Annotated in this window: 15 protein-coding genes; 5 read left to right on the plus strand and 10 right to left on the minus strand. The window is 76.9% G+C overall.

The window, feature by feature from the left end:
• Positions 1-3 precede the first annotated feature (3 nt).
• The 4 genes from ACFP6A_RS06445 to mraZ all read right to left on the minus strand — a co-directional run bounded on the left by ACFP6A_RS06445 (position 4) and on the right by mraZ (position 3936).
• Positions 4-1797, minus strand: a complete 1794-nt coding sequence (locus tag ACFP6A_RS06445) for a peptidoglycan D,D-transpeptidase FtsI family protein (RefSeq protein ID WP_379602481.1) — start codon at positions 1795-1797, stop codon at positions 4-6.
• Positions 1798-1844: 47 nt separating this feature from the next.
• A complete protein-coding gene (locus ACFP6A_RS06450) occupies positions 1845-2324 on the minus strand; it encodes a hypothetical protein (protein ID WP_379602483.1) in 480 nt (159 codons plus the stop codon).
• The gene (gene rsmH / locus ACFP6A_RS06455; protein WP_379602485.1) at positions 2321-3301 is read right to left on the minus strand and encodes a 16S rRNA (cytosine(1402)-N(4))-methyltransferase RsmH; all 981 of its coding nucleotides are present in this window, start codon (positions 3299-3301) and stop codon (positions 2321-2323) included. The genes ACFP6A_RS06450 and rsmH overlap by 4 nt, the downstream gene beginning before the upstream one ends.
• A 206-nt stretch (positions 3302-3507) precedes the next feature.
• Positions 3508-3936, minus strand: coding sequence for a division/cell wall cluster transcriptional repressor MraZ (gene mraZ, locus ACFP6A_RS06460; protein WP_379602487.1), 429 nt, complete (start codon positions 3934-3936; stop codon positions 3508-3510).
• A 361-nt stretch (positions 3937-4297) separates the two neighbouring features.
• Here mraZ and ACFP6A_RS06465 point away from each other — a divergent pair, with 361 nt between their 5' ends.
• Genes ACFP6A_RS06465 through ACFP6A_RS06475 form a run of 3 tightly spaced genes read left to right on the plus strand, consistent with a single transcriptional unit; the run spans position 4298 to position 8963 of the window.
• On the plus strand, positions 4298-5275 hold the full coding sequence (locus ACFP6A_RS06465; protein WP_379602489.1) for an AAA family ATPase: 978 nt from the start codon (positions 4298-4300) through the stop codon (positions 5273-5275).
• 5 nt (positions 5276-5280) lie between these two features.
• The gene (locus ACFP6A_RS06470; protein WP_379602491.1) at positions 5281-6621 is read left to right on the plus strand and encodes a DUF58 domain-containing protein; all 1341 of its coding nucleotides are present in this window, start codon (positions 5281-5283) and stop codon (positions 6619-6621) included.
• Positions 6618-8963, plus strand: a complete 2346-nt coding sequence (locus ACFP6A_RS06475) for a transglutaminaseTgpA domain-containing protein (RefSeq protein ID WP_379602493.1) — start codon at positions 6618-6620, stop codon at positions 8961-8963. The genes ACFP6A_RS06470 and ACFP6A_RS06475 overlap by 4 nt, the downstream gene beginning before the upstream one ends.
• Here the strand turns inward: ACFP6A_RS06475 and ACFP6A_RS06480 are convergent.
• From ACFP6A_RS06480 to ACFP6A_RS06505, 6 genes are all read right to left on the minus strand, one after another.
• Entirely contained in the window at positions 8908-9303 is a 396-nt protein-coding gene (locus ACFP6A_RS06480; protein ID WP_379602495.1) for a DUF3040 domain-containing protein, read from the minus strand. The two genes, ACFP6A_RS06475 and ACFP6A_RS06480, sit on opposite strands and share 56 nt — an antisense overlap.
• Before the next feature lie 91 nt (positions 9304-9394).
• Positions 9395-10552, minus strand: a complete 1158-nt coding sequence (dinB, locus tag ACFP6A_RS06485) for a DNA polymerase IV (RefSeq protein ID WP_379602894.1) — start codon at positions 10550-10552, stop codon at positions 9395-9397.
• An 84-nt stretch (positions 10553-10636) separates the two neighbouring features.
• Positions 10637-11434: a methyltransferase domain-containing protein gene (locus ACFP6A_RS06490; RefSeq protein ID WP_379602497.1), complete on the minus strand. Its 798-nt coding sequence runs from the start codon at positions 11432-11434 to the stop codon at positions 10637-10639.
• 25 nt (positions 11435-11459) lie between these two features.
• Positions 11460-15563 (minus strand): DNA polymerase III subunit alpha, encoded by a 4104-nt coding sequence (locus tag ACFP6A_RS06495; RefSeq protein ID WP_379602499.1) that lies wholly within the window; start codon positions 15561-15563, stop codon positions 11460-11462.
• The gene (locus tag ACFP6A_RS06500; RefSeq protein WP_379602501.1) at positions 15563-16045 is read right to left on the minus strand and encodes an SAV_6107 family HEPN domain-containing protein; all 483 of its coding nucleotides are present in this window, start codon (positions 16043-16045) and stop codon (positions 15563-15565) included. The genes ACFP6A_RS06495 and ACFP6A_RS06500 overlap by 1 nt, the downstream gene beginning before the upstream one ends.
• Before the next feature lie 13 nt (positions 16046-16058).
• Positions 16059-16421, minus strand: coding sequence for a DUF6504 family protein (locus ACFP6A_RS06505; protein ID WP_379602503.1), 363 nt, complete (start codon positions 16419-16421; stop codon positions 16059-16061).
• A 274-nt stretch (positions 16422-16695) separates the two neighbouring features.
• Here ACFP6A_RS06505 and ACFP6A_RS06510 point away from each other — a divergent pair, with 274 nt between their 5' ends.
• Positions 16696-17226, plus strand: a complete 531-nt coding sequence (locus tag ACFP6A_RS06510) for a YbaK/EbsC family protein (protein ID WP_379602504.1) — start codon at positions 16696-16698, stop codon at positions 17224-17226.
• Positions 17227-17229: 3 nt separating this feature from the next.
• Positions 17230-17913, plus strand: coding sequence for a monooxygenase (locus ACFP6A_RS06515; protein ID WP_379602506.1), 684 nt, complete (start codon positions 17230-17232; stop codon positions 17911-17913).
• Positions 17914-17915: the final 2 nt, after the last annotated feature.

Raw genomic sequence — 17915 nt, forward strand, 5'->3', positions numbered from 1 at the left:
CGCTCACTGCCACTCCATCGGCGGCAGGTCGGGCTCCTCGACGCTGGGCGGGACCCGCAGCTCCTGCAGCGCGTAGGTCATGACGTCGGAGAACACGGGTGCGGCCACGGTACCGCCGTAGTGGGCGTTCTTCGGCCGCTGGAGGGTGACGGCGACGACCACCTGGGGATCCTCGGCCGGGGCCATCCCGATGAAGGAGCTGGTGTAGCCGCTGTACCCGCGGCCGTTCTCCTTGGGCGCCTGCGCGGTCCCGGTCTTGCCAGCCACCCGGTAACCGGGCACGGCGGCGTTGGCGCCGGTGCCGTCCTCGCCGACGGCGCCCTCGAGCATCTCCCGGACGGCGCGGGCGGTCTGCGGGCTCACCACGCGCACCGACTCCGGCTCGGGGGCCGGGTGGTAGGTGCCGTCCGGGTCGGTGGTGCCGGCCACCAGGCGGGGGGCGACCCGGACGCCGTCGTTGGCGATGGTGGCGAACACCTGGGCCGCCTGGAGCATGTTGAGCGAGAAGCCCTGCCCGAACAGGACGGCGTACTTCGTCCGGCCGTCCCAGTCCTCGGCGTCGTGCAGGATGCCGCTCGTCTCACCGGGGAAGTTCAGCCCGGTCGGCTGGCCGATGCCGAACGCGCGCAGGTAGTCGTACCGCTGCTGCACCGACAGCCGCTCCCCGACCATGACCGTGCCGGTGTTCGAGGACTTGCCGAGCACCCCGGCGAAGGTGAGCTGCTGGACGCCGTGGGGGGAGGAGTCGCGGAACGTCTGCCCGTTCGACGTGGTGTACCGGTAGGGGACGGACAGCTTCTCCGTCGGTGTCGTGACGCCCTCCTCGAGGGCCGCCGCCGCGGTGATCACCTTCGCGGTCGAGCCGGGCTCGATGACGTCGCTCAGCGCCCGGGTGCCGCGGTCCTCGGCGGGCGTCGACGCGGGGTCGTTGGGGTCGACGTTCGGTGCCTCGGCGAAGGCCAGCAGCTCCCCGCTGTCCACGTCGATGGCGACCACCGACCCCCACTCGGCGTCCATCTCCTCGACCTGCTCGGTGAGCACCTGCTCGGCGTACCACTGCAGGTCCCGCCGCAGCGTGAGCCGGACGTCGCCGCCGGGGACCGGCGGCACCTCGGCGGCCTCGTCGGTCCAGATCCGCTCACCGGTGCGGCCCTGCTCGTACCGGCGCATCCCGTCGGTGCCGGCGAGCACCTCGTCGTGGGTCATCTCCAGGCCGGCCAGCGGGGTGCCGTCGCTGCCGAGGAAGCCGAGCAGGTTGCCCGCCACGTTCCCGGCCGGGTAGACGCGGTCGAAGGCCGGCTCGCTGAGGATGCCGGGGATCTGCAGGGCGGCGACCTCCCGCCACACCTGGGGGGTGACCCCCTTGGCGACGTAGGCGAACGGGCGGTCGCCGGTGATCCGCTCGGCGACCTCCTCGACCTCCAGCCCGAGCAGCGGGGCGAGGTCCTCGGCGGCGCCCTGCACCCCGACGGTCTGCACGCTGTCGCCGACCCGCTTGCGGTACTCACCGACCACCCGCTGGTCGACGGTGACGTTCCGGCGCTCGACGGTGCCGGCCAGCACGACGCCGTCCGCGTCGGTGATGTCACCGCGGACGGCGGGGACCGTGTGCTCCTGCAGCCGGTTGCCGAGGGCCTCGGCCGCCAGCGCGGAGGCGTCGAGCCCCTGGATCTGCACGAGCCGGCCGACGAACAGGCTGAGCACGAACAGGACGGCGAGCAGCGTGATCCGCAGCCGGCGGTCGGGGGACCCGAGCCGGGGGGCGGACCGCAGGGCCGGGTGGGGAGGCTGGGTCACGCGCGCTCCGTCCTGCGGTCGTCTGGGGCTGGTCACGTCGGGGGCCGTCAGGGCGCGACCGCAGGCGGTGCCGCGGGCGCCGGCGTCCCGAGGACCGCGCCGTCCTCGAGCCGCAGGCCGGCCGGGTTCTCGTTCGGGACCATCCCCAGCCCGGCGGCCCGCTCTGCCAGCCGAGCGGGTGAGGCCTCGACGGCGAGGCGCTCGGCGAGTGCCTGCTGCTCCTCGGCCAGCAGGTCGCTGCGCCGCTCGAGCTCGTGCACGGTGAAGGCCCCGCGGGACAGCGCGATGTTGAGCATGAGCAGCGCGACCAGCGTCGACGCCAGCAGGGCGGCGACCACCGCGACGAACGGGACCGTGCGCCGCCGGCCGGCCGGCGCCCTCACCACCTGCAGCCGCGGCGGGGCGCCGCGCCGTCCCGGGGACGTCGACGGCGTGGTCCGCTGGCGCGGGACCGGGGTGGCAGCCGACGCGACGGCGGCCGCCGGGGCGCTGGTCGGTGGGGACGCGGGCGCGGTGGCGGTGCTCATGCGGCTCTCCCTCGCGGGGGTCGGACTCGTTCGGCGGCGCGCAGCCGGACGGAGGCGGCACGGGGGTTGGCGGCGGTCTCGGCCTCGTCGGCGGTCTCGGCGCCGCGGGTCAGCAGGCGGAGCTCGGGGGCGTGCTCGGGCAGCTCCACCGGCAGGTCGACGGGGGTGGTGCTGCGGGCGCCCTCGGCGAGCACCCGCTTGACGATCCGGTCCTCCAGGGACTGGTAGGACTCCACGACGATCCGGCCGCCGACGGCGAGCGCGCCGACGGCGGCCGGCAGGGCCCGCTCGAGCACCTCGAGCTCGCCGTTCACCTCGATCCGCAGCGCCTGGAAGGTGCGCTTGGCGGGGTTGCCGCCGGTGCGCCGGGCGGGCGCCGGCACGGCGGCGCGGACGAGGTCGACGAGACGACCGCTGCGCGCGAACGGCTCGCGCTCGCGCTCGCGGACGACGGCGGCGGCGATCCGCCGAGCGAAGCGCTCCTCGCCGTACTCGCGCAGCACCCGGACCAGCTCCTCGAGCGGGTAGGTGTTGAGCACCTCGGCGGCGGTGGGTCCCTCGGTGGGGTCCATCCGCATGTCGAGCGGCGCGTCGTGGGCGTAGGCGAAACCGCGGCCATCCTCGTCCAGCTGCAGGGAGCTGACGCCGAGGTCGAGGAGCACCCCCTGGACGTGCTCGAGACCGAGCCCGGCCAGGACCTGCGGCAGGCGGTCGGCGACGGCGTGGACGAGGGTGACCCGGTCGCCGAACGGGGCCAGGCGCCGTCCGGCGAGCTCGAGCGCCTCCGGGTCGCGGTCGATGCCGACCAGGCGGGCCCGCGGGCAGCGCTCGAGCAGCGCCTCGCTGTGGCCGCCCATCCCGAGCGTGCCGTCGACGAGGACGCTGCCCGGCTCGGCGAGGGCCGGCGCCAGCAGGGCGACGACGCGCTCGAGCAGCACGGGCACGTGGCGTGCCGCGGCGGCGTCGTCCTGCGTCATCTCGACCCTTCGTGGTGCTGCTGGTGCGGTGCTGCCGGTGCTGCGGTGGTGCGGTGGTGCGGTGGTGCGGTGGCCGGTGGGGCCGGTCCGCCCGACCAGGTCTCCATCCGCTCCCGGGAAGGAGTCCGCCTCGCGGCCTGGCGCCGGGGAAGTGCGTCAGGACGCGGGAAGCGGCTGGAGACCTCGTCGTGCGGCGCGACGGCTCCTCAGGGGCTGCCGACCACCCCCTCGGACGTCTCGGAGAAGACCTCCTCCTGGGCGGCGAGGTAGTCCTCCCAGGTGCGGGCGTCCCAGACCTCGAGGTGGTCCCCGGCGCCGATCACCGCGAGGTCGCGGTCGAGCCCGGCGTAGGCGCGCAGCGGCGGCGGCAGGGTGATCCGCCCCTGCTTGTCCGGCACCTCGTCGGAGGCGCCGGCGAGCAGGACGCGCAGGTAGTCCCGGGCGGCCTTGCTCGACCCGGCACCGGCGCTGAGCTCGGCCACCTTGGCCTCGAACGCCGCCATCGGGAACACCGAGAGGCTGCGCTCCTGGCCGCGGGTGACGACGAGGCCGCCGGCGAGCTTGTCGCGGAACTTCGCCGGCAGGATCAGCCGCCCCTTGTCGTCCAGGCGTGGGGAGTGCGTCCCGAGGAACACCGGCCCCACCACCTTTCCGCGTCCGCGGAGCCCCGCTGACCTCCGCGATGCCCCACGGTACTCCACTGTCCTCCACTTTCACACCACCATCGGCCGCGGCGTCCGGGAACTTGACCGGAAACCGCAGGTCAGGTGCGGGGAGGGAAGTGGAGGGCGTACGACGTCCGGTGATCGCCACGGGAGGAGGACCGGCCCACCGGACGACGCGTCACCCGGCCCGGCCGGCCCGCTTCTCCTCCCCCGGTGGCGATCACGCCCTCGCCGGGCACGGTCACACCGCGCGGTGGAGGGTGGTGGAGGGCTCCCGCCGGCGGCCCGACCTGACGTACCGTCGCAGCACCGTCGCCAGAAGGAGACCGCGTTGACCGCAGCGAGCGTGGAGCCGCAGGCCCTCGAGCAGCTCACCCGGACCGCCGAGGCCGTGCGCCGGGCGGTCGAGTCGGTGATCGAGGGCAAGCCGGACGTCGTGCGCACCGCGCTGACCGTGCTGCTCGCCGAGGGGCACCTGCTCGTCGAGGACGTGCCCGGCGTCGGCAAGACGATGCTGGCCAAGGCGTTGGGCCGCGCGATCGACTGCTCGGTGCGCCGGATCCAGTTCACCCCGGACCTGCTGCCCAGCGACGTGACCGGGGTGAACGTCTACAACGCCGAGGTCCGCGACTTCGAGTTCAAGCCGGGCGCCGTGTTCGCCAACGTCGTCGTCGGCGACGAGATCAACCGGGCCTCCCCGAAGACCCAGTCCGCGCTGCTGGAGTGCATGGCCGAGCGGCAGGTCACCGTCGACGGGGTCACCTACCCGCTGGAGCGGCCGTTCATCGTCGTCGCGACCCAGAACCCGGTCGAGATGGAGGGGACCTACCCGTTGCCGGAGGCGCAGCGGGACCGGTTCATGGCCCGGGTGTCCATGGGATACCCGTCGACGACCGCCGAGCTCGACATGCTGGAGAACCACTCCACCGCGGACCCGCTGGCGGCGCTGCAGCCGGTGGCGGACGCCGCGGACGTGCGGGCGATGATCGACGCCGTGCACGGGGTGTGGGCGGCGCCTGCCGTCAAGGAGTACGTCGTCGCGGTCGCCGCGGCCACCCGGGAGCACCCGGACCTGCGCCTGGGCGCCTCCCCGCGGGCCAGCCTGCACCTGCTGCGGGCGGCGCGGGCGGCCGCCGCGCTGGCGGGCCGAGACCACGTCCTGCCGGACGACGTCCAGCAGCTCGCCGTTGCCGTGCTGGCGCACCGGGTGCTGCTGAGCCCTGACGCCCAGCTGGCCCGCCGCGGAGTCGCCGACGTCGTGCACGACGTGCTGTCCCGGGTGCCGGTGCCGGGCGGACGGGGGCGCTGAGCACGGTGGCGTCCCCCGCCGCGGCGACCGCGCTGTCCGGCCTCACCACCCGGGGCCGGTCCTTCCTCGCGGCCGGTGCCGCGGTCGCCGCCGTCGCCGTCGTCCTCGGCCAGCGGGACCTGCTGCGGGTCGCAGTGCTGCTCGTCGCCCTGCCGCTGGCCAGCGTGCTGCTCGTGGCTCGTGCCCGGCACCAGGTCGGGCACGAGCGGACGGTGACCCCGCCACGGGTCGCGGCGGGCCAGCCTGCCTCGGTCCGCCTGGAGCTGACGAACCTGGCCCGGTTGCCCACCGGCGTCCTGCTGGCCCAGGACGACGTCCCGTACGTGCTCGGCTCCCGGCCCCGGTTCGTCGTGGCCCGGCTGGCTCCCGGCGGCTCGGTGGCGGTCACCTACCCGGTCCGCAGCGACGTGCGGGGACGCTGGCAGGTCGGGCCGTTGTCGCTGCGGGTCACCGACCCGTTCGGGATGTGCGAGGTGACCCGGTCGTTCACGGCCACCGACCCGCTCGTCGTCGTCCCCCGGGTGCACCCGCTGCTGCCGCTGCGGGCCTCCGGCGCCTGGACCGGTGCCGGGGAGTCGGTCGCCACGACGGCGGCGGCCGCCGGGGAGCACGACGTCGCCACCCGGGAGTACCGCCACGGGGACGACCTGCGCCGGGTGCACTGGCGCTCCACCGCCCGCCGCGGTGAGCTCATGGTCCGCCGGGACGAGCAGCCGCACCTGCTGCGGGCGACCGTCGTCCTGGACACCCGCGCCGTCGGTCACCGTGGTGAGGGCCCGGCGTCCTCGTTCGAGTGGGCGGTCAGCGCCGCCGCCTCGATCGCCGCCCTGCTGGCGGAGTCCGGGTACGGGGTCCGCGTGCTCACCGACGACGTCGAGACGCCGTGGACCGGCCGGGACAGCCGCCAGGGGGTCGGGGAGCTGCTCGACCGGCTGGCCGTCGTCACCCCCGGCAGCCCGCTGGAGCTCCAGGAGGCGCACCGGGCGCTGACCCGCAGCGGCGGGGACGGGCTGGTCGTCAGCCTCCTCGGGGAGGTGGACGCCGCGGACGTCGAGCCGGTCGCCGCGCTGCCGCGACGGGGGGCCGCGGGGCTGGCGCTGCTGCTGGCGACCCCCACCTGGACGACGCTGCCGGGCCGTCGCCGCGACCAGGTCGACGCCGCCCGCGGTCGGGCCGCTCTCGTCCTGGACCGTGCCGGGTGGAGCGTGGTGGAGCCGGAGGCGACCACGCCGGTGCCGCAGGCCTGGCGGCGGCTCGTCGAGCGGCACGCCACCCGGGACGGCGGGCCGGCAGGCTTCTCGCCGGGTGGAGGGGGCCCGGCCCGGGCGCCGGGGGCGGCGCGATGAGGTCGCACCTGCCGCTCGCCGCGGTCGTGGCCACCCTGCTGACCGCGGCCACGCTGTCCACCCTGGTCGAGGGCGTCCGGTGGTTCGTCGAGGTTGTCGTCACGGTCGGCGCGGTGGCCGTCGCGACGGCTGCGGCGCGCCGGCTGTCCCGGCACCCGGGGGTGGCGCTGGCGGCCGGCCTCGTCGCCTGGCTGCTCGTCCTGACCTGGCTGTACGCGCGGGCCGAGGCGTGGTGGGGGGTGCTGCCCACGGTGGCGACGACCGGGGAGCTGATCGCCGTCGCGGCCGCCGGGGCGGACCTCGTGGCCACGGTGGCCGCGCCGGCGCCCGCGGAGGCCGGGATCCGGCTGCTCGTCTCGGCCGGCGTCGGGGCGGTGGTCCTCGTCGTCGACACGGTCGCGGTGGGCCTGCGCCAGCCCGCGGTCGCCGGGCTGCCGCTGCTCGCCGTCTACCTCGTGCCGGCGGCCCTCGCTCCGGGAGGGCTCGACTGGTACTGGTTCGTCCTGGCCGGCGCCGGCTACCTGGTGCTCGTCGCGGCCGACGCCGGCGAGCGGGTCGGCCGCTGGGGTCGGGTGCTGGACGGCGACGGCGGGGGGCCTGCGCCACTGGCGGCGACCGGCCGCCGGGTCGGGGCGCTGGCCCTGGCCGGCGCGGTCGTCGTGCCGACCGTCGTCCCCGGCCTCGGGGAGGCCCTGCACCTCGGCAGCGGGACGGGCGACGGACCCGGCCAGGGCGGGCGGATCTCGGTGGTCAACCCGATCCTCGACCTGCGGGAGAACCTCACCACGCCGCGGGACGACACCGTCCTCACCTACACGACGACGGGGACGCCCCAGCCGCTGCGGCTCGTCACCAACGACCTCTACGACGGCGAGCAGTGGCGGCCCCGGCTGGAGCCGCTGCCGCGCAGCGACACCGCGGCCGGCGGGCTGCCGGCCCCACCCGGGCTCTCGGACGAGGTCACGGCGCAGGGCCAGCGGTTCCGGATCACCGTCCAGGGGCTGGAGAGCGTCTGGCTGCCGGTGCCCTACCCGACCACCCGGGTCGACGTCATGGGCCCCTGGCTGTACGACGACACCCTCAACGTGCTGGGTGACGGGGTGTCGACGAGCCCGGGCATGAGCTACGACGCCTTCTACCTCGAGGTCACCCCGACACCCGAGCAGCTGCTGGACGCCCCGCCGCCACCGGCGGACGTCGTCGCCCGCTGGGGGACCCCGCCGGCGGACCTGCCGGCGAGCGTGGCCGCCACCGCCGCGGAGGTGGCCGGCGACGGCACGCCGTACGAGCAGGCCGTCCGGCTGCAGCAGTGGTTCCGCAACGAGGGCGGCTTCCGGTACTCGCTGACCGCGCCGGCCGCCGACAGCGCGTCGGCGCTGGCCGACTTCCTCGCCCAACGGGCCGGGTACTGCGTGCACTTCGCCTCCTCGATGGCGGTGATGGCCCGCACCCTCGGCATCCCGTCCCGGGTGGCTGTCGGGTTCCTGCCCGGGCAGCGGCAGCCCGACGGCAGCTACACGGTCTCGGTGCGGGACGCGCACGCCTGGCCGGAGCTGTACTTCGCCGGGGTCGGCTGGGTGCGGTTCGAGCCCACCCCCTCGACCCGGACCGGCTCGCTGCCGTCCTGGGCCGCTCCCCCGCCGTCCGTGGTGGCCGACCGGGACCCGACGGACCTGCCGACGTCCGCGCCGCCGCCGGAGCAGGGGGGCGCGAGCACCTCGGCCGCGGACGACGCGGCGGCCGCCGCCGGGACGTCACTGGCGGAGGTGCTGGCCGCCGTCCCGTGGCGGGCCGTCTCCGGCGTGCTGCTCGCCCTGGCCCTGGCGGGCGCTCCGCTCGTCACCTCCCGGGTGGTCCGCCGGTCTCGGTGGCGGTCGGCGGCCCGCTCGCCGGATCCTGGCGCGGGTCCGGAGGCGGCGTGGACGACGCTGCGGGAGTCGGCGGCGGACCTGGGGCTGGACGCCGACGGGCCGCTCACCCCGCGCCAGCTCGGCCGCCGGCTCGGCGGGCACCTCGACGACGCGGGCCGACAGGCGCTGGACGCCGTCGTCGCCGTCGTCGAGCGGGCCCGCTACGCGCGGGACGGCGGGACCGCCGGCGTCGCCACCCTGCGCCGGGACGTGCGCGCCGTCGAGCGGGCGCTGCACGCCGGCGTCGGGCGGGGGGTCCGGTGGCGGGCCCGGTTGCTACCCGGCTCGGGGGTGGCCCACCTGCGCTCCGGGCTGGTCCGGGCGGGGACGGCCGCGGACGCCGCCGAGCGGCGGCTGGCCGGACGGCTGCGCGCGCTCAGAACCCGCGGTCCCCGCGGCGACGGTCCCAGCGCTCCTCGAGCCGCTGCATGAAGGACCCGGAGCCCTGCGAGGCGGGTCCCTGGCCCGGTCTGCGGGGCCGCGGCCGGCCGGACCCGTCGACGACGCCGACCGGGCCGCGCGGTGCGGAGAACGCGTAGATCGCGCCGCCGAGCATGAGCAGAAAGGCGAGGACGCCGAGCAGGATGACGTTCTGGGACACGGCGACGACGAGCAGGACCAGACCGGCCAGCACGCCGAGGACCCCGACGGCGAGGTGCCGTCGGGCGACCGAGCGGCGACCCCGCATCGCCGAGGCGAACTTCGGGTCCTCGGACAGGAGCTGCTGCTCCATCTGTGCGAGCAGTCGCTGCTCGTGCTCGGAGAGAGGCACTGTCGACCTCCTGCGGTCGAGCCCTGGGTGGTGGAGAACTCAGGATAGGTCGCCGTCGCCCGGCGCGAAAGCCGGGGATGCGGTGGACCTCTCAGGGCCGGCTGCGGTCGTCCTCGGCGGTCGCGATGAGGGCTGCTGGGCGGACCGCTCCGGCCCCGAACCGGGCCGCCGCCCGGTCCACCGCGTGCTCGGCCCGGCGCCAGTCCTCCGGCCACTCGTCGAGGGTGAGCTGGTGGTGCTGCTGCCCGGCGTCGACGAGCTGCTCGACCCGGACGCCGACGAGGCGGATGCGGGCCCGGTCGAGCCGCAGCGCGGTGTAGAGCTCCCGGGCGGTGGCGTACACCTGCCGGCCGAGGTCCGTGGGCTCGGCCAGGGTGCGGGACCTGCTCACGGTGGTGAAGTCGGCGAACCGGACCGTGAGCGACACCGTCCTGCCGGCTGACCCGGTGGCCCGCAGCCGGGCGGCGACCCGCTCGGCGAGCCGGAGCAGCTCGCGGCGCACGACGTCGGGGTCGTCGACGTCCCGGGAGAAGGTCTCCGCCGCGCTGACGCTGCGGGCCGGGGCGCCGCCGACGACCGGGCGGGTGTCCCGGCCCCAGGACAGGTCGTGCAGGTGCTGCCCGAGGGCGTCACCGAGGGCGCGGCGCAGCGTCGGTGCCGGGGTGTGGGCGAGGTCGCCGACGGTGTGCAGGCCGAGCCGGCGCAGCTGCTCGGCGGTGCGCTCCCCCACGCCCCACAGCGCACCGACCGGCAGCGGGTGGAGGAACTCGACGGTCCGCTCCCGGGGGACGTGCAGCAGGCCGTCCGGCTTGCTGCGGGTGGAGGCGAGCTTGGCGACGAGCTTGCCGGCCGCGATCCCGACCGAGCAGGTGATGCCCTGCTCGTCGGCGACCCGGTCGCGCAGCAGCCGGGCGATCCGCACCGGGTCGCCGAGCAGCCGCCGGGCCCCGGCCACGTCGAGGAAGGCCTCGTCGGGGCTGACCTGCTCCACCACCGGGGTGACCGAGCGGAAGACCTCCATCACCCCGCGGGAGACCTCGGCGTAGCGGGTGTGGTCCGGGGGGACGACGGCCGCCTCGGGGCACAGCCGGCGCGCCCGGCCCATCGGCATCGCCGAGCGCACCCCGTACCGGCGGGCCTCGTAGCTGGCCGAGAGCACGACGCCGCGGGCGCCGCCGCCGACCACGACCGGGAGCCCGCGCAGCTCGGGCCGGTCCAGCAGGGACACCGAGACGTAGAAGGCGTCCATGTCGACGTGCAGGACGGTCTCCGCCGGTCCGCCCGCGACCGGGGGGCGGGGGGTCACGACGGCCCCCGGCGGGCAGGGAGGGGGTCAGTCCGGCGCGGTCCCGGCGCCGAGGGACCCGGCGGCACGAGGGTGGGCCAGCAGGTGGACCGCACCGGCCAGGTCGGTGAACCGGTCCTGGCCGGAGGCCAGCCGCTCCAGGGCGAGCAGCGCCCGGGTGGCCTCGACGTCCCCGTCGACGGCTGCGGCCGGGACGAGGTCGGCGAGCACGCGGACGCCGTGCCGGGTCCGCACGTCCAGACCGGCCGCGTGCAGCAGCGCGGTGGCGGTGGCGGCGTCCAGCCGCCGGGGCAGGTCGTCGGTGTCGTCGAGCGCCGGGGCCGGGGCACGCAGCAGCTCCAGGGCCTCGGCCACCCGGCCGGCGACGACCCGGTGCAGCACCGCGGCCGTCGGCTGGGCGACGAGCACGCTGACGACGCCGTGCGGGCGGACCACCTCGGCGAGGGCGGCGGCCACCCGGGCGGGTACGTCGACGTGCTCGAGGACGTCGTGGCACAGGACGAGGTCGGCCGACCGGGCTCCGACCGCGGCGACCAGGTCGGCGGCGTCCGCCTGGACGGCGTCCACCCGGTCGAGGACACCGGCCTCCCCGGCCCGGCGGCGCAGGCCGGCCAGGGCGTCCGGGCTGGCGTCGACGACGGTGACCCGGTGACCGGCCACGGCGAGCGGGACGGCGAACCCGCCGGTCCCGCCGCCGACGTCGACGACCTCGAGGGTGCGGACGCCGGTGCGCCGGGAGATCTCCTCGACGACGGCGTCCAGGGCGTCCCACACGACGGCGGTGCGCACGCTGGCGCGCGGGTCCGAGCCTCGGGTCTCCGGCACGACCGGCAGCGTAGTCGGCGCCCGGTCACCGTCCCGGGCTCCCGGGGCTGGCGTGCCACAGCCGCCGCGGCGGGTCCTGGTCGCGCTCCCGGCGCGACGACGTGCTGCGGGTGTCCCGGACGTCGCCGCCGGCCGGCCGGACGTCGGCGTAGGGGGACTGGCGGAACCCGCTGGCGTGCACGAGCACCCGCCGGCCGGCGCGCTCCCCGGCCGGGCCAGCCGGCCCAGCCGGGCCGGTCGGCCCGGCCGGGCCAGTGGCGTCGCGGTACGCGGCGGCCGCGGCACCCCGGTGCGCGGCGGCCGCCCCCCGCTCGGCGGGTCCGCTGCGGACGGCGTCCCGACCGGGCAGCCCCCCGTCGTCGCGCTCGTACCCGGGCAGCGGCGCCGTCACCGGGCGGGTGGAGCGACTGCGTGCGGCCCCGGCCACGGCTCGCTCGTCGTACCCGGCCGACCCGGCGAGCAGCTCGCGCACCCCGGTGAGGCCCGCCGAGCGGTGGACGTCCCACAGCAGCGGCAGCTCCCACGCCCCGGTGGCCCGCAGCGAGACCCCGCGTGGACCGGTCCGGCGCAGCTCGCCGCGGACGAGCAGCAGCCAGGCGCCGAAGACGGTGGCGGCGTAGGGCCCCTGGACGTCCTCGAAGAACGTCGCGTCGACCGGGCCGCGGGCGTCGTCGAGGGTGAGGAACACGACCCGGCGGCCGGAGCGGACCGGCGGGGTCTGGGTGGCCACCTTGACGCCCGCGACGAGCACCTCGCTGCGGCTGCGGCACCGGGTCAGGTCGGTGCTGCGGGTGACGCCGAGCTCGTCCAGCAGCGGGGTGTAGAAGTCGAGCACGTGCCGGCTGGCGTCCAGGCCGAGCACCTCGAGCTCGGCACGGACCCGCTCGGCCCCGGTCAGCTCCGGCAACCCGCTGGGCACGGTGTGCTCCGGGGCGTCCCCGAGGTCGAGCGCGAGCTGGACGCCCTGCCGGTCGGGCGGCTGCACCCGGGCGGGGGCCCGGGACTGCCGGGCGGCGAGCACCTCGACCGGGGCGGCCGGGGTCGCGGCGGTCCGGGAGCGGCCGCGGGAGGGCGCGGACCGGCGGGCGGCCCGCTCGGCACCCCGGGTCCAGCGGTCCAGGTCGGCGACCTGGAGCAGCAGGTCGCGCCGGGTGACCGCTCCCCGGCGGCGGACCGGGGAGCGGGAGCCGATCCCGTACAGGGCGTCGAAGGCGCCGGTGAGGACGAGCCGCTCCACCACCGGGCGGGACACCCTCGCGCGGTGCCAGAAGTCCGCCAGCGAGTGGTAGGGCCGGCCGGCGACGACCCGGGACACCTCGGCCTCGGAGATCCCCTTGACGTCTGCCAGCGACAGCCGGATGCCGTAGCCCCGGGCGTCCGGCACCGCGGCGTCGAGCCGCAGCCCCTCCCCCGGGTCGCCGGAGGCGACCGGCGGCGGCTCGTCCCGGGGGCCACCGCCGGCGGGCGGGCACGGAGCCACCCGCTCCACCCGGTAGCAGCCGTCGGAGCGGTTGACGTCGAGCGGCAGGACGGCGATGCCGAGGTTGCGCGCGTCGTCGAGGATCAGCCGCTTGGGGTACATCCCCGGGTCGTGGGTGAGCACCCCGGCGAGGAAGGCCGCCGGGTGGTGGGTCTTGAGCCACGCGGACTGGTAGGTGGGCAGCGCGAACGCGGCCGCGTGCGCCTTGCAGAACCCGAAGGAGGCGAAGGAGCGCAGCACCGTCCAGATCCGGTCGACGTCCTGCGGGGAGTAGCCGTTCGCCGCGGCCCGGGGCCGCCACCACGCCTCCACCTCGGCCTGCCCGTCCCGGGAGCCGAGGGCACGGCGGACCTCGTCGGCCTCGGCCAGGCTCACCCCGGCGGTCCGCGCGACGATGTGCAGCACCTGCTCGTGGAAGACGACGACCCCGTAGGTCTCGGCGAGCGGCTCACGCAGCGTCTCGTGCAGGTACTCCGGCGCCCGCCAGCCCTGCCGCGCCGACAGGAACGGGGTCACCATGTCGGACTTCACCGGGCCCGGGCGGAACAGCGAGATGTCGATGACGAGGTCGGCGAAGTCCTGGGGGGCGAACTTGCCGACGAGCTCGCGCTGCCCGGGTGACTCGATCTGGAAGCAGCCGAGCGTGCGGGTGGAGCGGATCAGCCGGAACGTCGGCTCGTCGTCCAGCGGCACCGCGTCGAGGTCGACGCGCTCCCCGTCCACCCGCTCGACCTCCTCGAGCGCGTACGCCATCGCCGACTGCATCCGGACCCCGAGCACGTCGAGCTTGAGCAGGCCGAGCACCTCGACGTCGTCCTTGTCGTACTGGCTCATCGGGAAGCCCTGCCAGCTCGCCTCGACCGGGGTGCGGTCCAGCAGGGTGGCGTCCGACAGCAGCACCCCGCACGGGTGCAGCGCGACGTGCCGGGGCAGCCCGTCGAGCCGCTCGACGGTGTCGAGGAGCAGGTCGAGCCGGGAGGAGCCGATCCCGGAGGCGCGCAGCTCGGGCAGCTCGGCGAGCGCGGCCCGCGCGTCCCGGGCGCGGATGTGCGGGAACGCCGTGGCGATCGCGTCGATCTCGCCCGGCGGCATCCCGAGCGCCGCGCCGGCGTCCCGGACGGCGTGCCGGACCCGGTAGGTGTCCATCATCGACACCGCGGCCACCCGCTGCCCGCCGAACCGTTCGATCACCCGCTCGTAGACCTCGGTGCGGCGGGCGGACTCGACGTCGATGTCGATGTCGGGCAGCTCGGTGCGCAGCGGCGTGCAGAACCGCTCCATCAGCAGGCCGTGCGCCATCGGGTCCACCCCCGAGACGCCGAGCAGGTGGTTGACCAGGCTGCCGGCCCCCGAGCCGCGGGCGGCGACCCGCACCCCCATCGAGCGGACGAGGTCGCAGACGTCGGCCACGGTGAGGAAGTACGTCGGGTAGCCCAGCGCGGCGACGGTGGCCAGCTCGTCGTCGAGGCGGGCCCGGACCGCGGCGAGCTGGCGCTGCCCGGCGCCCGGGTAGCGGCGGCCGATCCCGGCCTCGCACCGGGCCCGCAGGACGGCGTCGGGGTCGTCGTCCGGGCCGAGGCCGAGAACGGCCGGCTCGGGGAGGTGCACCGAGCCGAGGCCGAGGTCCCGGACCGGGTCGAGCCGGCACCGGGCGGCGACCCGCTCGGTGCCGGTGAGCAGGTCGGCGGGTCCGCTCCCGCCCGCCGCCCGGGCGACCTCGGCCGCCAGGGCGGCCATCTCCTCGGCACCCTTGAGGTAGCCCTGGGCGGTGGTCCGGTCCAGGTGCCGGGCGTCCATCGGGACGAGCCGCCGGGCGGCGTCGAGGACGTCGACGGTCGCCGCGTCCTCACCGGTGGCGTACCGGACGGCGTTGGTCAGCACGGCCGGGATCCCGGCCTCCCGGGCCAGGGCGAGCATCCGGGCCGCGTGCCCGAGGCTGCCGGGGGTGCCGTCCGGTCCCCGGTGGCAGACCACCTCGACGGCGAGCGACCCGGGCGGCAGGACGGAGTACCAGGAGGCGAGCACGGCCCGGGCCAGGTCGGTCCGGCGGGCCAGGACGGCGCGGCCCAGCTCGGAGCCCGGACCCAGCAGCACGGTGAGGGCGGGGGTCCCGTCGGCGGCCTCGGCGTGCTCGCCGACGAGGGCAGCGGTCGCCACCGGGGTGCCCCGCTCGCCCCGCAGGTGGGTCGCCGAGACCAGCCGGGACAGGCGGGCGTAGCCGGCTCCGGGCGCCAGCCCGGCGCTCACCTCGTCGGGGGCGACGCTGCCGTGGGCGAGCACGGTGACCCGGGGCAGCCGGGGGTCGACGGCCGACCCGCCCCGGACCGGGGTGCCGCCGCGGACGCCGCGAGCCGCGGCGCCGGGGTCGGCCCAGGCCGGCAGGCCGGCGGCCAGCCCGCTCGGCTCGACCGCCAGGTCGACCCCGAGCACCGGGGTGAGGCCGGCGTCCCGGCAGGCGGTGACGAACTTGACCGCCCCGTAGAGCCCGTCCCGGTCGGTGAGGGCCAGCGCGTCGAGCCCCAGCCCGGCCGCCCGCTCGACGAGCGCGGCCGGGGTGCTCGCGCCGTACCGCATCGAGTAGCCGGAGGCCACGTGCAGGTGGGTGAAGGAGGGCAGGTGGGTGCCGGAGGGCAGGTGGGTGACGGGCATCAGACCGCCAGGGCGGAAGGCACCGGGACGCCGAGGGACCCGGCGACGAGGACGGCGAAGGCGCCGGCGTCCCGGAGCAGGTCGTCGGCCTCCCGGGCCGTGACGGTCTCCCCCCGGCCGGCCTCGACCGCGGCCCGGCGGGACGCCGTCGAGGCGAAGAACGCCGCCCACTCACCGAGCTCGGGGGCCACCCGCGGCAGCACCTCCCAGACGCTGCGCGGGCCGCGGCGGCTCGGCCGGCCACGGACCGCGAGGACCGCGGCGGCGCAGCGCAGCGCCGCCAGGTGGGCGGCGACGTACCGCTCCCCCGGCGTGCCGGCCAGCTCCGCCCGGGCCAGGCCGCGGGCGGCCCGGTCGAGCAGCTCGACGGCGGCCACCGGAACGGGGGCCGGCCGAGGACCCGCCGCGCCCGTCGTCCTCGCCGTCCTCGTTCTCGTCGCTGTCGTCGCTGTCGTCGTTGTCGTCGTCGCTGTCGTCGTCATCGTCGGCACCTCCTCAGTCCACGACCCGGACCAGCCGCCACCCGGTCTGCGCCGGCCGGCCGACGGGACGGGACAGCACGAGGTCGAAGACCCCGCAGCCGGCGGTGCGCCCGGCGCTCGCCTCGACCCGCCACACCTCCCGCTCGACGTCCGGCCCGGACGACGCGGCCGCGGGGTCCACGGCGCCGGCCGGCGGCGGGGAGACGACCGGGTCGGCGCTCCCGCGCACGGCCTGGGCGGCCGCGCCGTCCCACCAGGCGGTGCGCTCGTACCAGTGCGAGAGCACCTCCCGGACGACGTACAGCCGCCCCCGCCAGAGGAACTGGTGGGGCGCGTCCTGGCCGCGCACGTCCACCGGGTCGTCGTAGGTCCGCACCGTGCTGCCCTCCCCTGCGGCCTCGGCCGCGACTCAGCCGACCGGCGGTCCGGAGCGGGGCGGGGTCGAGGCACCACCGCTCCGGACCGCCCGACACGGGTGCGACTCCCGCGTCGTGCGACCGTCCGACAGGTGCCACGGGGCCGGGACGGGGACCCGGACCCTTTGTCGACCATCTGTCGAACACCTGTTCGAACGATGGCGACAGTACACCCCGGCGACGACGGTCCCGTCAACAGCGAGTTCTGGACCTGGGGACAACTAGCCTTTCCCCATGACGGCTCCCTCCACCCGACCGGGCCCGGACGATCCCGTCCTGGCCCACCCCAGCGTCCAGCGGGTCCGCGCCGCCCTCGACGAGCTCGGCGCCACCGGCCGGATCGTGGCCCTGGACGAGCACGTCCGGACCGCCGCCCTGGCGGCCGCCGCGCTCGGCGTCGAGGTCGGTCAGATCGCCAACTCCCTGATCTTCGCCGTGGACGACCCGGACGACCCCGACGGACGCCGTCCCGTGCTCGTGCTCACCTCCGGCGCCCACCGGGTCGACCCGGCCCGGGTCGCCGGCGTGCTCGGCGTCCCCGCCCTGCACCGGGCGGACCCGGACCTCGTCCGCCGCCGCACCGGTTTCGCCATCGGCGGCGTCGCCCCGGTCGGGCACACCGAACCGCTGCAGACCCTCGTCGACGTCGCCCTCGCCCAGCACGACGTCGTCTGGGCCGCCGGCGGGCACCCGCGCACCGTGTTCCCCACCCGCTACGACGAGCTGCTGCGGATCACCGCCGGCCAGCCGGTCGAGGTCGGCTGACCGGTGGTCCCGCTCGTCACCCTGTCGGTCTGGGGGGTGCCGTCCCGCGCCGTTCCCGCCGCGCTCGGCCGGATGGCCCTGGACCCCCTGCTGCTGCGCCACGGCCCGGCCCGGTTCAGCCGGCTGCTCGGCACCGGCCGGGGACGCACGTTCACCGTCCGGGACGCCGACCCGCGGCACTGGGCACTGCTCACCACCTGGGACGACGAGGCAGCCGCGACCGCGTTCGAGGACTCGGCGACGGTGCGGGGCTGGGACCGGATCGCCGAGGAGCGCCTGCACGTCGTCCTGCGCCCGCTCGCCTCCCGCGGGCGGTGGGCGGGACGCGAACCGTTCGGCGAGCCGGTCCCGCGGCGGGTCACCGGCCCGGTCGCCAGCATCACCCGGGCCCGGGTCCGCACCCGGTCGCTGCTGACCTTCCACCGCGCCGTCCCGCCGGTGGCCGTGGACCTGCACCGGGTGGGCGGGCTCCGGCTCGCCATCGGGATCGGCGAGGCGCCGGTCGGCCTGCAGGGCACGTTCTCGCTGTGGGACGACGACGCCGCGCTGCAGGAGTTCGCCCACCGGCGGGCCGCGCACGCCGAGGTGGTCCGACGCACCGGCGCCGAGGGCTGGTACGGCGAGGAGCTGTTCGCCCGGTTCGAGGTGCTGGGCGCGCGCGGCACACTGGGGTCCTACCGGGCCTGAGA

The sequence above is a fragment of the Quadrisphaera sp. GCM10027208 genome (genome assembly GCF_042658805.1).
Classification (GTDB): domain Bacteria; phylum Actinomycetota; class Actinomycetes; order Actinomycetales; family SCSIO-59966; genus SCSIO-59966.